Annotated in this window: 14 protein-coding genes; all 14 read right to left on the bottom strand. The window is 63.1% G+C overall.

What is annotated here, in order from left to right; genetic code table 11:
* Window positions 1-2: 2 nt before the first annotated feature.
* Window positions 3-776, bottom strand: a complete 774-nt coding sequence (gene larE, locus AC13C2_RS14095) for an ATP-dependent sacrificial sulfur transferase LarE (protein WP_482887195.1) — start codon at window positions 774-776, stop codon at window positions 3-5.
* Complete coding sequence (larC, locus tag AC13C2_RS14090) at window positions 769-1,920, bottom strand: nickel pincer cofactor biosynthesis protein LarC (protein ID WP_482887194.1); 1,152 nt, start codon at window positions 1,918-1,920, stop codon at window positions 769-771. The genes larE and larC overlap by 8 nt, the downstream gene beginning before the upstream one ends.
* A gap of 3 nt (window positions 1,921-1,923) precedes the next feature.
* Window positions 1,924-3,216 carry a nickel-dependent lactate racemase family protein gene (locus AC13C2_RS14085; protein WP_424337833.1) on the bottom strand — a complete coding sequence of 431 codons (1,293 nt, stop codon included), beginning with the start codon at window positions 3,214-3,216 and terminating at the stop codon, window positions 1,924-1,926.
* 85 nt (window positions 3,217-3,301) lie between these two features.
* Entirely contained in the window at window positions 3,302-3,784 is a 483-nt protein-coding gene (locus tag AC13C2_RS14080) for a hypothetical protein (protein ID WP_482887193.1), read from the bottom strand.
* 273 nt (window positions 3,785-4,057) lie between these two features.
* Entirely contained in the window at window positions 4,058-5,452 is a 1,395-nt protein-coding gene (lpdA, locus tag AC13C2_RS14075; RefSeq protein WP_482887192.1) for a dihydrolipoyl dehydrogenase, read from the bottom strand.
* A 68-nt stretch (window positions 5,453-5,520) separates the two neighbouring features.
* A complete protein-coding gene (locus AC13C2_RS14070; protein ID WP_482887191.1) occupies window positions 5,521-5,916 on the bottom strand; it encodes an MAPEG family protein in 396 nt (131 codons plus the stop codon).
* On the bottom strand, window positions 5,913-6,152 hold the full coding sequence (locus tag AC13C2_RS14065; protein ID WP_482887190.1) for a DUF3303 family protein: 240 nt from the start codon (window positions 6,150-6,152) through the stop codon (window positions 5,913-5,915). The genes AC13C2_RS14070 and AC13C2_RS14065 overlap by 4 nt, the downstream gene beginning before the upstream one ends.
* A 34-nt stretch (window positions 6,153-6,186) precedes the next feature.
* Window positions 6,187-6,807 carry a hypothetical protein gene (locus AC13C2_RS14060; RefSeq protein ID WP_482887189.1) on the bottom strand — a complete coding sequence of 207 codons (621 nt, stop codon included), beginning with the start codon at window positions 6,805-6,807 and terminating at the stop codon, window positions 6,187-6,189.
* A 27-nt stretch (window positions 6,808-6,834) separates the two neighbouring features.
* A complete protein-coding gene (gene odhB / locus AC13C2_RS14055; RefSeq protein ID WP_482887188.1) occupies window positions 6,835-8,421 on the bottom strand; it encodes a 2-oxoglutarate dehydrogenase complex dihydrolipoyllysine-residue succinyltransferase in 1,587 nt (528 codons plus the stop codon).
* Between the two features lie 6 nt (window positions 8,422-8,427).
* Window positions 8,428-11,385, bottom strand: a complete 2,958-nt coding sequence (locus tag AC13C2_RS14050) for a 2-oxoglutarate dehydrogenase E1 component (protein ID WP_482887187.1) — start codon at window positions 11,383-11,385, stop codon at window positions 8,428-8,430.
* Window positions 11,382-11,981 carry a hypothetical protein gene (locus AC13C2_RS14045; RefSeq protein ID WP_482887186.1) on the bottom strand — a complete coding sequence of 200 codons (600 nt, stop codon included), beginning with the start codon at window positions 11,979-11,981 and terminating at the stop codon, window positions 11,382-11,384. The genes AC13C2_RS14050 and AC13C2_RS14045 overlap by 4 nt, the downstream gene beginning before the upstream one ends.
* Window positions 11,982-12,013: 32 nt before the next feature.
* Window positions 12,014-12,895, bottom strand: a complete 882-nt coding sequence (sucD, locus tag AC13C2_RS14040) for a succinate--CoA ligase subunit alpha (protein WP_482887185.1) — start codon at window positions 12,893-12,895, stop codon at window positions 12,014-12,016.
* Between the two features lie 15 nt (window positions 12,896-12,910).
* Window positions 12,911-13,483: a hypothetical protein gene (locus AC13C2_RS14035; protein WP_339640412.1), complete on the bottom strand. Its 573-nt coding sequence runs from the start codon at window positions 13,481-13,483 to the stop codon at window positions 12,911-12,913.
* Window positions 13,480-14,019, bottom strand: a complete 540-nt coding sequence (locus tag AC13C2_RS14030) for a succinyl-CoA synthetase subunit beta (protein ID WP_139204651.1) — start codon at window positions 14,017-14,019, stop codon at window positions 13,480-13,482. The genes AC13C2_RS14035 and AC13C2_RS14030 overlap by 4 nt, the downstream gene beginning before the upstream one ends.
* Window positions 14,020-14,027: the final 8 nt, after the last annotated feature.

The raw sequence follows: 14,027 nt of genomic DNA, 5'->3' as shown, positions 1-14,027 counted from the left end.
GCTCAATCCCCGGGAATGACGAAAGCACTGCCGCGCACATAGGTGCGGCTGCCTGCGAAGGGCCGGTTCGCCCGACGGCACAGGTCGGCGACGGATGCCACGATGGCATCAGGCATCGGGGTGCCGGTCTCCAGCACGACGCCGTCCCCGGTGATGCGGCAACGGATATCTATTCCCGGAGTGTCCGCCCGCACGAGCGTCTCGACCATGTCGATGAAATCCAGATCGTCGCGACGGATGGCAATGCCGGTGGTGACGCGGCTGGCCAGGCAGGGCTGCGCGGGCAGGTCGGCGATTTCATCCAGGCCGCAGGCCCGCGCGATGGCCCGGATGTCATCCTTGGCAATATCGGCCGCGACGTAGGGATGCAGGACATCGTAGTCATCGGCGGCGACCAGGCCAGGGCGATATTCGCCAAGATCGTCCGTATTGGTTCCTACGGCAATCGGCCCGTCGAACACCCGCCGCATCGTGCCATAGAGATTGGACTTGCAGAAATAGCATCGGTTGTGCGGGTTCGCGCGATAGTGCGGGTCCGCGAATTCGCCGCTGTCCACAAGGCGCAACCTCCAGCCGTGCGCTTTGGCCTGCTGCCGCACCCGATCGGTCGCGGCGGGCGGCACGGCAGGAGATATGGCGTGAATGGCGTGGAAATCCGGCACGATGCCCGATGCGACATGGGCAAGCGTCAGGCTGTCGACGCCACCGCTGACGGCAACGGCCAGTTTCGGCAGGCGCTGCAACTCCGCCTGCAATCGGGCGAGGGGATCAGTCATGCTCGGCCTCGGCGGCACGGGCAAGATTTCGACGGGCCTGAAGGGTCGGGACGCCTGTCAGGTCGTCGCTTTCGGCTTTGCGCGTCGCGCCCTTGGGGCGTTCGACCGTCTTGGTGCGGGTCAGTCCGACGTCCGCCCGACGCGGCAGAACGTGTCGCGCGACAGTCTGAACCCGCAACCCAATTGTGCTGGTTTCCGCGAAACAGGCTTCGATCAGAGCGGCCGTTGCATCGGTTCGCACTGTGATCGTCACGGCAAACTGCGCCCGACCCTTTTTGCCGAATGCGGTCGCGTATCCGGCGTCAAGGACACCATCGGTCAAGCGCAGCCGGTCGAGTGAGACGGCGATTTCCTCGGGCGTCATATCGTCCACCTCGAACCGGATCAGGCTGACGGTTTCCGGTGCGCGCGTGCCATCCTCGAAGACCAGAACCCTCAGTATATTCGCGATTCCCTCCATCTGTCGTTGCCCCGCCCCTGTGCCGGTCGCGCTCAGGCGACCGCGAGGCCCGACAAGATGTTGGACGGGGGCGAGGTGCCGCAGGATTGCTGCCCCGGTCGGGGTGATCCGCTCTCCCTTACCCGCGTCGGTGAACATTTCGAACCCGATCAGCAACTCGGCGGTCGCGGGGGCCGGTACCGGAACGATGCCATGCCTTGTCTTCACGCGACCACTGCCCACCGGCAGGGCGCTGACCGACCACCCTTCGACCCCGGCCCGATCAATGACCGAAGCCGCGCCGATGATGTCGGCCAGCGAGTCCCAGTCCGCGATCTCGTGGAAATGCACGTCGTCCGGGGCGACCCCGTGGCAGTTTGCCTCGGCCTCTGCCAGCAAGGCGAAAATTGCCAAGGCACGGGCCTTCACCGGTGCGTCCAGCCCGCTGCCGTCGATGAACGCGCGAATATCGCGCCACTGCGATGTCGGTGGCGCGTCGGACGCCGTGGTGACCTTGACCCGCACTGCCGCGAAACCCTTTTCGCGCACCGTATCAATGGACAGCGTGACATGCTCCAGAACTCCGGCGGCGCGCAGATCGTCAAGCATCGCCCCGCGCAATTCGGGACAGGCCGACAGCATGGCCGACAGGAACATGTCGCCCGCAATCCCGCCCGTCACGTCCAGATGCAGATGTTTTGCCATGGATCAGCCTGGCCCGGCGGCGGCTTTGGGCACGACATACGGCCCTTCGGGAATGACCGCGACCGCAGCATCGCCGTGATGTGCGATACTGGCGGCAATGGCGTCGTGCAGGTCGGTAATGCGGTCCACCCCCGTCACGGCATGATCAGAATCCGACAGAGTGCCGGAATAGAGCTGAATGCGCCCCACGCGCATCGGTTTGAGCTGCATCTCGGTCTGCCATTCATCGACGTCGGCAAAGTCCTTGGCCAGCAGCGTCTTCAGAAACGCCTTCGGCCCCAGCCGCACCAGCCGTTCCTGTGCGGCGCGGAAATGATCAGACCCGATGCCCTCGGCGCATTGCGATGCGACGATCAAGGTGCCGCCGTCTTCCAGAATGTCCAGAGGCGTCACCATGCCCTTGACCGTCTGATAATACGTCTGGTCCAGCGGATAGCCCGCCGATGATGTGACGACCGTGCGGAATTTCCGCCCCACAGGGATTTCGGTATAGCCGCGCACGAAATCGACGGCGGACAGATGGCTTTCGATGATTTCGCCGAAGCTGCAGAACACCAGATTTCGCTTGTCGTCGATCACCGTATTCAGGGCGTAGACGTCACCCAGTCGCCGCACGATCTCCAACTGTTCCTCGTGCAGGGGGTTGCCGGTCAGGTTGCATTCGCGCGCGGCGGGGTCTTCCATGAAGCGGGCGGAATGGAAGGTGCGGATCGTTTCGTGATGGGCTACGCCGGGGGCCACGACTTTGCGCCCGCCCGAAAATCCGGCCATGAAATGCGGTTCCACCAGTCCGGTCGCGATCTTTAACTCGGCTTCGACAAAACGACGATCCAGCTTGATCGGAACGCCGCGTCCCTCGGTCACGCCCAGATCGACGTGATCCGCGTCATTCAGGGCAAAATGGTTCTCGACCCGCACGTTCTCCAGCACCCAGGGGTCGCCGACCAGCTCATCCATCTCCGCGCCTTCATTCGGGCGGTGCAGACCCGTCGCGATGAGGACCGTGATGCGGTCGAGGGGGATGCCGCCCGCGGTCATGATCTCAATCATCGGGCGCAGGAACAGGTAGTTGGGTACGGGTCGGGTGATGTCGCAGATCAGGATGCAGGCCGAGGATTTGCCATGACATAATTCGGCCAAGGGGGCGGCGCCGTGCGGGTCACGCAGGGCGCGGGCGATCTGTTTGGCGGGCGGATCGCAGGCCGGAAAGGCGGGCTTTTCGATCAGATGCGTTTCGGCCCCGTCGGGCATATCCAGCGTCAGGCCATCGCGTCCGTAAAGAAGGTCAATCTGCATGGCGGGTCTTTCGCTGCGGCTGTTTCCGCACCCACTGTCGCCGTTCAGGCAGGGCTTGACCAGACCGACCGGCATTCCGCCTTCTTCAGGACGTGGTGATCAATCGGGCAAGGGCGCGTAAATCCGTACGTCCCAGTCGCAGCCCCCGCGCCAGCGTCCGCAAAAACACGCGATCCGATCGACCCATGGGTCCGTCCGCCAGCAGCACGGACAGCGTGGCATTGAAAATCAGCAGCTTTTCTTCGCGGTTCAGGTCTTCGCGCATCCAATTGAAATTTGTCGGAATGATAATGCGATCGGCGCGCTGAGCCATTTCCTGTATATGACTCGATGTGAAATCCATCCCGGTGGTATCGCGCGCGATCTGCAATGCGCGTTTTACACGAACCGTGTTGATCGTGCGACCGTCCCAGACGGCGTGGCACATCGCGTCGACGACGCGGAACCGCGCGCCGTTCCGCAAGCCGGAAATCGCCAGCCGGGCATGACGACGTCGCATCCGCAAATTCCCGGCGACCAAAACGCACAGCCCGATGACGGCCACTGCAATCGCGATCGCAGGCAGCATCGCCGGACTGTCCAGCCAGCGCCAAATGGGTTCGGAAAGCGGACCCAGAAAAGAGGTATGCCAGCCCTCGCCCGCAATGGCGGTTTGAGGGAAGGCGAATCCGGTTAGAAGCCGCGGAAAGCGGGCAAGAGAGCGAGGCATTAGCAGACACCAAGGGCAGAATAGTTAACACCCTTAAATCATTGGAACGCGGCAGAACTTTGATACCCTTCGGCTCAATTGTGTCCGCTGTTTCTGAATGTGCCTTTCTTGTCCCCTTTGTCGAAACGCGGGTCAGGAATGGATCGCGCCGTCGCCACAGGCAAGGGCGGCCTCTCGCATCGCTTCGCTGTAGGTGGGGTGCGCATGGCAGGTACGCGCCAGATCTTCGGCGGCCGCTCCGAATTCCATCGCGACGCAGACTTCGTGTATCAGATCGCCAGCCATCGGGCCGATGACGTGGCAACCCAGAATTCGGTCGGTCTTGGCGTCCGCCAGCATTTTTACGAAGCCGTCACCCGAGAAGTTGGCCTTGGCCCGTGCGTTGCCCATGAAGCTGAATTTGCCGACCTTGTAAGCGCGGCCCTCCTCCTTCAGCTGCTCCTCGGTCATGCCGACGCTGGCCACTTCGGGATGGGTGTAGATCACGCCGGGAATGACGTCGTAATTCACGTGACCCGCCTGACCGGCCAGGATCTCGGCAATCGCCATGCCCTCGTCCTCGGCCTTATGGGCCAGCATCGGACCTTCGATCACGTCGCCGATGGCGTATATCCCTTTGACGCTGGTCGCATATCCGTCGTCGACTGCGATCTGCCCGCGCTTCGTCATCTTCATGTTCAGCGCGTCAAGGCCAAGCCCCTCGACATAGGGTTTGCGGCCCGTGGCGACCAGGACGACATCGGCTTTCAACTCATGCGCGCTGTCGTCCTTGCGCAGCGCATAGGATACATGCGCCTTGCCGCCCTTGACCTCGACCTTCGACACACCTGCGCCGGTGATGAATTTCAGACCCTGCTTTTGCAGAAGCCGTTGGAATGCCTTGGCAACTTCGGCGTCCTGTCCGGGGGTGATGGCGTCGAGGTATTCCACAACCGTCACTTCGGCGCCGAGGCGGGCATAGACCGACCCCAGCTCCAGTCCGATGACACCGCCGCCGACCACGACCATGGTTTTCGGGATGGACGACAATTCCAGCGCGCCGGTGGAGGTGACGATGACCTTCTCGTCGATCTCGACGTCCGCGCCCGGCACGTTGGCCGATTCAGAGCCGGACGCGATGATGATATGTTTGGCGTCGTGGGTGTCGTCGCCGACCTTGACCTTGCCTGCCTCGGGGATCGAACCCCAGCCTTTGATCCAGTCTATCTTGTTCTTCTTGAACAGGAACTCGATGCCCTTGGTGTTTTGGTCGACAGTGCTCTGCTTGTAGTCCAGCATTCCATTCCAATCGACCGAGGGTGACTTGCCCTTCAGGCCCATCTTGCCGAAATTATGCTCGGCTTCGTGCAGCATGTGCGACGCGTGCAACATGGCTTTGGACGGGATGCAGCCGATGTTCAGGCAGGTACCGCCCAGCGTGTCGCGGCCCTCGACCACAGCGGTTTTCAGACCGAGCTGTGCGCAGCGGATGGCGCAGACATAGCCGCCGGGGCCGCTGCCGATGATGATGACGTCGTATTGGGCCATGGTGCCTCCGGGGCGTGGGTGATGAACGGGTGATCCACGGGTGATCTGCGTCGGACGTGGATCGGAAATCAGATAAGGGTTGAGATAACCATCAGAACGGTCGCCGTGAACCCCACGGCCCAGATGATCGACCGACCCGGCCGCCAGCCCAAGGCATAGGCCGGGACATACAGAACGCGTGCGCCCAGATAGACCCAGGCGCAGAGCGCGGTGAAGGCCGAGGCCTGATCTGACAGGGTGACGACGACAACGGCTATGGTGAAGAACAGCAGCCATTCGACATGGTTGTTCAATGCGCGCTGCAGGCGCAGCGTGCGCTGCGACATGGCGCGGCTGGGTGGACGGTCGCGGGCCGACATGGTGTAGCCCGGCCCGATCTCCCGGTTGGCGGGAATCGCGAAGGCGATGAATTGCGCGGCCTGCAGCAGGGCGGCAAGGGCGAGAACAGTGAGTTCGGGGGTCATGCGGTGCGCATGAAGCGGGCGGTGACGGGGCCGTTGGTCTGGTCTTCGCGGTCGACCCAGGCTTGCGCCTTCTTGCGGTCGTTGACTTCGAAGAGGGCGGTGACGCCGTTGCCGTCCACGTTGCGCCAGAGTTGCAGGAGGGTCAGGCCCGCGTTGCGGCGGGTTTCGGCATGGGCATCGAAGTCCTGTTTCCAGGCGTCGTAGGAGGCGGGGGTGTGGTGGGTGAGGAGGTTCATGGGGTGGCTCCGAATTAGCCAAAAACTATTTGTTTTAGCTAGAGGCGTTCTCATTATAGTCAAGAAACGGAATGGTGCCTCCATCGTCCTGTAAAGATTCAAGGTTTTGGGAATATTTAAGTACGTCGATCTCTCGCCACTGAAGCTCAATTGACATGGTCATGCATATAAATGAGAATTTTTGACGATGCGCGCTTTGTGGATTTTCGGTAGGCATTTCTAATATAAAATCCGTATTTCCTTCGAACCTTAAACTGACAAATCGATCAACCAGCCCTGCTATTTTGGGGTTTAGGAAATCCGTCATGATATCGTGAGCGAAAGCGTTTCTTATCTCAAATAACCTTATCATCTGCGAGTAATGAAAATCATCTAGGATGCCTAGAACATTAGACAGTTTTGCTCGCGCCGTCGCTGCTGTCGCAACCCCTCCCAAAATATCTTTTGACCTCTTCCTGTCTCGAAAGTAGCACGAAAGGCATCGTTCCAGAAGATTCTCGAAGTGACATGAGGCGCAAATAGCAAATCCGCGATCACTTTCTTCTTCGATGCTGTTCCAAAAAGCATGGTCTCGATCGCTTAGCTCCGATAGGATATCATCGAAGCTTACATCACCAGAATAAAGCCGATCAAACATTAGCTTTGGTTTTGCCACTCTTTTATGCCTTCAATTGTCAATCATTTACAAATCCATCAACAACCGTCGTGGATCTTCCAGCGCTTCTTTCACCCGCACGAGGAACGTCACCGCCCCCTTCCCATCAACAATCCGGTGGTCGTAGCTCAGCGCCAGATACATCATCGGGCGGATGACGATTTCGCCGCCGACGACCATGGGCCGGTCCTGGATCTTGTGCATGCCGAGGATGCCCGATTGCGGCGGGTTCAGGATGGGCGAGGACATGAGCGAGCCGTAGACGCCGCCGTTCGAGATGGTGAAGGTGCCGCCCTGCATGTCGGCCATGGACAGTTTACCGTCGCGCGCGGCGGCGCCCTTTTCGGCGATGGCCTTCTCGATTTCGGCAAACGACATCTGGTCGGCGTCGTGGATCACCGGGACGACGAGGCCCTGCGGCGTGCCTGCCGCGATGCCCATGTGGACGAAGTGCTTGTAGACGACGTCGGTGCCATCGATCTCGGCATTAACTTCGGGCACTTCGCGCAGGGCGTGGACGCAGGCCTTGGTGAAGAAGGACATGAAACCCAGCTTCACGCCGTGCTTCTTCTGGAACAGGTCCTTGTATTCGCTTCGTAAGTCCATGACTGCGCCCATGTCCACCTCGTTATAGGTGGTCAGCATGGCGGCGGTGTTCTGGCTGTCTTTCAGACGCTTGGCGATGGTCTGGCGCAAGCGGGTCATCTTCACCCGCTCCTCCCGCGCATCGTCCCCGGCGGGGGTGGGCGCGCGCGGGGCCTGTTTCGCGTCAGGCGCGGTCGATTTCGCGGCGGAGCCGGCCTTGAGCACGTCTTCCTTCATCACCCGACCGTCGCGGCCGGTGCCTTTGACCTGCGCGTCGGACAGGCCCATTTCAGCCATCATCTTCTTGGCCGAGGGCGCGTTCTCGACGTCGCCCCTGGCCGCGTCACCGGCCTTGGCTTCGGGCTTGCCCGCATCGGAGCCGGGTTCAGGACTGGCAGGCTTTGGCGTGGCGATCGCCCCGGCCCCGGTGGTCAGAAGGGCCAGCTTGCTGCCGGCGGCGACGGTCTCGCCCTCCTGCGCCAGGATTTCGGTCAGGGTGCCTGCGGCAGGGCTGGGCACCTCGACCGAGACCTTGTCGGTCTCCAGCTCGCAGAGCATTTCGTCGACGGAGACGGTCTCGCCCGGTTGCTTGAACCAGGTGGCGACGGTGGCCTCGGTCACGCTCTCGCCCAGGGCAGGCACCATGATGTCGATCGCCTCGCCGCCGGTATCGGCGGGGGCATTGCCGGGGTCGGTATTGACGTCGGGTTTGACCTCGACCGGTTCGGCCTTTTCGACTGGCTCGGCCTTGGGGGCGGACTTTTCGGCCTTGGGTGCCGGGGCTTCGCCTTCACCTTCCGATATGGTCGCCAGCAGGGCGTCGACGCCGACGGTCTCGCCCTCGGCGGCGACGATCTCGCCCAGCGTTCCGGCGGCGGGCGATGGCACTTCGACGGTGACCTTGTCGGTCTCCAGCTCGCAGAGCATTTCGTCGACGGCGACGGTATCGCCGGGCTGCTTGAACCAGGTGGCCACGGTGGCCTCGCTCACGGATTCTCCCAGGGTGGGGACTTTAACTTCGATGGTCATGGCGGGTTACTCCGTGCTCAGCGCTTCGTCGACGAGCGCTGCCTGTTGGGATTTATGCTGACTGGCGAGGCCCGTTGCGGGCGACGCGCTGGCGGCGCGACCGACATAACGGGGGCGGGTATGGCTGGCGCCGATACGGGTCAGCACCCATTCGATGTTCGGCTCGACGAATGTCCAGCCGCCCTGGTTCTTGGGCTCTTCCTGACACCAGACGATTTCGGCCTTCAGGAAGCGTTGCAGCTCGTTGACCATCGACAGGGCCGGGAACGGATAGAACTGCTCCAGCCGCAGGATATAGACATCGGTGATGCCACGCGCATCGCGCTCTTCCAGCAGGTCGAAGTAGACCTTGCCCGAACAGACGATGACGCGCTTGATCTTGTCGTCGGCGACCAGTTCCGTGTCCGAATTGCCGTGCTGCGCATCGTCCCAGAGGACGCGGTGGAAGGAGGAGCCGAGGGTGAATTCCTCCTTCTTCGAGACCGCCATCTTGTGGCGCAACAGCGATTTCGGGGTCATCAGGATCAGCGGCTTGCGGAAGTCGCGGTGCAGCTGACGACGCAGGATGTGGAAGTAGTTGGCGGGCGTGGTGCAGTTTGCCACGATCCAGTTGTCGGAGCCGCATTGCTGCAGGAAGCGTTCCAGGCGCGCCGACGAATGCTCCGGCCCCTGACCTTCGTAGCCGTGCGGCAGAAGGCAGACGAGGCCCGACATGCGGAGCCATTTGGACTCGCCGGAACTGATGAACTGATCGAACATGATCTGCGCACCGTTGGCGAAGTCGCCGAACTGCGCTTCCCACATGGTCAGGGCGTTGGGTTCGGCCAGCGAGTAGCCATACTCAAACCCCAGCACCGCGTATTCCGACAGGGCGGAATCGATGACTTCGAAGTGCGCCTGCCCTTCGCGGATGTGGTTGAGGGGGTAATAGCGTTCCTCGGTCTGCTGGTTGACGAAGGACGAATGACGCTGGCTGAAGGTGCCGCGCGTGCTGTCCTGCCCCGACAGACGAACCCTGTAGCCCTCGGTCAGCAGCGACCCGAACGCCAGCGCTTCGGCGGTAGCCCAGTCGAAGTTCGCGCCGGTCTTGAACATCTCGGCCTTGGCATCCAGCAGGCGACCGATGGTCCTGTGCAGCGGAAAGCCATCGGGTGCCGCCGACACGGCCGCACCGACCTCCGTGTAGGTCGCTTCTGGGATCGCGGTTTCACCGCGGATGTAATCGTCCTCTTTCCGGCGATCCAGATGCGACCAGCGCCCGTCCAGCCAGTCGGCCTTGTTGGGCTTGTAGTCGCGCCCGGCCTCGAATTCCTCGGCCAGCTTGTCCTGGAAGGCGGATTTCATGTCCTCGATTTCGCCCTCGGGGATCAGTCCGTCCTTGACCAGCCGCTCGGTATAGAGCGTCAGCGTCGTTTTCTGCTGTTTGATCTGCTTGTACATCAGGGGGTTGGTGAACATCGGCTCGTCCCCCTCGTTATGGCCGAAGCGGCGATAGCAGAAGATGTCGAGCACGACGTCCTTGCCGAACTTCTGCCGGAACTCGATGGCGACGCGGGCGGCGTGAACCACGGCTTCGGGATCGTCGCCGTTGACGTGGAAGATCGGCGCCTCGACCACCAGCGCGTTGTCGGTGGGATAGGGACTGGAGCGCGAGAAGTGCGGCGCGGTCGTGAACCCGATCTGGTTGTTCACGACGATATGGATGGTGCCGCCGGTCCGATGACCACGCACGCCCGAGAGAGCGAAACATTCCGCCACCACGCCCTGACCGGCAAAGGCCGCATCGCCGTGCAGCAAAAGGCCCGCGACCTTCTTGCGGCTGGTGTCTCCGATCTGATCCTGTTTGGCGCGGACCTTGCCCAGAACGACAGGGTTGACCGCTTCGAGGTGGGAGGGGTTCGCGGTCAGCGACAGATGCACGGTATTGCCGTCGAATTCGCGGTCCGACGACGCGCCGAGGTGGTATTTCACGTCGCCCGATCCGTCGACGTCCTCGGGTTTGAAGCTGCCGCCCTGAAACTCGTTGAAGATCGCCTTGTAGGGCTTGTTCATCACGTTCGCGAGGACCGACAGGCGACCCCGGTGCGGCATTCCGATCACGATATCCGACAGGCCCAATTGCCCACCGCGCTTGATGATCTGTTCCATCGCGGGGATCAGTGCCTCGCCCCCGTCCAGGCCGAAGCGCTTGGTTCCCATGTATTTGACGTGCAGGTATTTCTCGAAGCCCTCGGCCTCGACCAGCTTGTTGAGGATGGCGCGCCTGCCGTTCTGGGTGAACTCGATCTCCTTGCCCAGACCCTCAATGCGTTCCTTCAGCCAACCGGACTGTTCGGGGTCGGAAATGTGCATGTATTGCAGCGCGAAGGTGCCACAATACGTCCGCTTCAGGATCGCGATGATCTGGTTGAGGGTCGCGACCTCCAGCCCCAACACGTTGTCGATGAAGATCGGGCGGTCCATGTCGGCATCGGTGAAGCCGTAGGACCGTGGGTCCAGTTCGGGGTGGGGCACGTCGTTGCGCATGCCCAGCGGGTCCAGGTCGGCGGCCAGATGGCCACGAATGCGATAGGCCCGGATCAGCATGATGGCGCGGATGGAGTCCAGCACGGCGCGCTTGATCTGATCGTCGGAGGGGGCCGCGCCGGCCTGCGCCGCCTTGGCCTTGATCTTGTCGCCAGCCGCCTTGCCCTCTGGTTCCGCCGGCCATTCGCCGGTCAGCGCCGCGGTCAGATCGTCGCCCGGCACCGGCGGCCAGTCGGTGCGCGCCCAGCTTGGCCCGGCGGCCTCGGCCTGCGCGACCTTGCCCTCGTCGCCCATGGCGGCGAAGAACTGCTTCCACGTCTCGTCCACGGCGGTCGGATCATTGGCGTAGCGGGCATACATCTGTTCGAGGTATTCCGCGTTATGCCCCTGCATGAAACTGGTGGAGCGGAAGACGTCGTTGTCGGATTGGTCGGTCATGGCTTCGTTTCCTCGGTGAGGACGGTTGTGATTTCGGCAAGGGTTTCGGGCGCGCCGTCGACCTCGGTGGTGTTGATTATCGTCAGACCAACGGGCGCATCCGCAGCCGCGTTCCCTGTCGTGGCAAATCGGCAGATCCGCTCGACCCGTCCGGGGAGGGTGCGGGTCTGGACGATGGTCAGGACGCCATCGTCGTCGGTCAGAACGCGAGATTTCGTCGTATCGGTATCCCGCCGGGCCAGCAGGCCGGGCGCGGACCGGCGTTGCAGATCGAGCAGGGTGGCAATGTCCTCGCCACCGTCATCCCCGGCCAGATAGCCGGTCATCAGGGTCCAGGCGAGGGCATCGACCTGCGCCTCTGTCAGGTCGGAATCGCGGGTCAGGACGGTCCAGCCCTCGGATTCAAGCTGGGTGACGGCGTCGGGGAATGTGCTCGTCCCGGCGCAGGCCGTCGCGATGTCGGCGGCAGCGGGCGTGATGAAAAGCATCGAAGCGAAGACGCCGAACGCGATCGCACGATGCCCGCCATTGCGCCGGGTCCGAACGATCCCGCCGGGGCGCGCGCAGCCTTTTTCGCTTTGTTCGGCGGTTCTCATGCCGTCACTCCAGTCGGGGTCGATGGATCACGTCACCCGATCGCGTCCTTCACCGCTTCGCCCAGCGTCGCCGGGCTGTCGGCGACGACGATGCCAGCCGATTTCATGGCCTCGATCTTCGATTCCGCGTCACCCTTGCCGCCCGCGACGATGGCGCCGGCGTGGCCCATGCGGCGACCCGGAGGGGCGGTGCGCCCGGCGATGAAACCGGCGGTCGGCTTCCAGCGGCCGGCCCTGCGTTCGTCGGCCAGAAACTGCGCGGCTTCCTCTTCCGCCGTTCCGCCGATCTCGCCGATCATGATGATCGAGTGCGTTTCTGGATCAGCGAGGAACATTTCCAGCACATCGATGTGCTCGGTCCCCTTGATCGGGTCGCCACCGATGCCCACGGCGGTCGACTGGCCCAGCCCCATGTCGGTCGTCTGTTTGACTGCCTCATAGGTCAGCGTGCCGGAGCGGGATACGACCCCGACCGACCCGCGTTTGTGGATGTGACCCGGCATGATGCCGATCTTGCATTCGCCGGGCGTGATGACACCGGGGCAGTTCGGCCCGATCAGCCGGGTTTTCGAGCCGTCCAGCGCGCGTTTGACGCGCGTCATGTCTAGCACCGGAATGCCTTCGGTGATGCAGACGACCAGCGGAATTTCGGCGTCGATGGCCTCGAGGATGGAATCGGCGGCGAAGGGGGGCGGGACGTAGATCACGCTGGCCGTCGCGCCGGTGCGGGCGACCGCTTCGTGGGAGCTGTCGAAGACCGGCAGGCCCAGATGCGTCTGCCCCCCTTTGCCGGGTGTCACGCCGCCGACCATTTTCGTGCCATAGGCAATTGCCTGTTCGGTGTGGAATGTCCCCTGCGAGCCGGTCAGGCCCTGGCAGATCACCTTGGTGTCTTTGTCGATGAGAATGGCCATGGGGCCTCCGGCTGGTCAGTTATGAACGATAAGGATGACGGGGTGGTCGAAGGCGACGCCTTCGCCCGTTTCGGGGTCGACAAACGTGGTGCGCGCAAGCGGCAGGGTCACCGACAGGTTATCGAAGAAGAATCCGACGCCGCCGTCCGGATTGCGGCCCGCCCCGCGCGGGGCCAGCAAGGTGTCGCTGCCGTCGACCAGGCGCGGCGCCAGTATTTCCCCGGCCAGACGATTGGCTGTCGCGGTGCCGACGGCGGGCGACCCGACGGAACAGCCGGTGCCGCTCACGATCTGGCGCTGGCCCTGATCGTCGGTAAAGCTCTGATCCGGTGCCGGGCCGATGCGGATGAACGTCAGCGTTCCGGGGTTGGCATAGACGATGGAGTCGCCGTCGCGTTCGCGGACCGGAAAATTCAGCGCCCGCGCCGCAGCGTCCTGCGTGCGGAGGGTCCGGTTGTTCAGACAGACGGCTTCGGCGGCGAAGCGCACGCGCTGTGCCGCGATGTCAGACACGCCGGGACCGAAGCCGTTCGGCCCCGTGGAAGCGCACCCGGCCAATGTCAGCAGGAGAAGCAGCGCGCGTTTCATTTCATCGCCTCGCGGCTGGCGTCCGGGGTCAGGCGTTCGACCGACAGGAACGTCTCGGGACCGGTGGGGCCGGGGCGCGTGCCGGTGTGGACGACCGCGACGCGCGCCGGGTTAAGGGCGCGGGCCGCCAGCAGGGTCGTGCCGGGCAGCGCGGCGGCCGCATGGGTTTCGGGCAGGGGGGCCAGCGTCCGGATGCCCTCGGACGCCAGTGTTCGGATCGCCGCCTCTGCCGCCGCCATGCCATGGTCGCCATCGAATGCGACGTCACAGCGGCGGTCGGTGCCGGGGGTGACGGGGCGTTGATCGGTGCCGCGCGCGACTTGCGACGGGGCGACGTCCGAAGCGGGCGCGCGGTCGTAGTAATCGAGGCGCGCACCGGTCCTGCCAATCCTGTCGACGGCCTGATCCGCTGTCAGATAAGGCGACAGACAGTTCGCTGCGAAGGCGGCGAATATCGTATCGTCACCAGCCTGCGCAGAAGCTGTAACGGGCGCAGCCATCATAGTGGCAACCACGAGGGAGCGGAGGAGCGGCACCCGGTCTT

Source organism: Jannaschia sp. L-14R (genome assembly GCF_056857695.1).
This window is presented reverse-complemented; position numbering and strand designations above follow the sequence as displayed.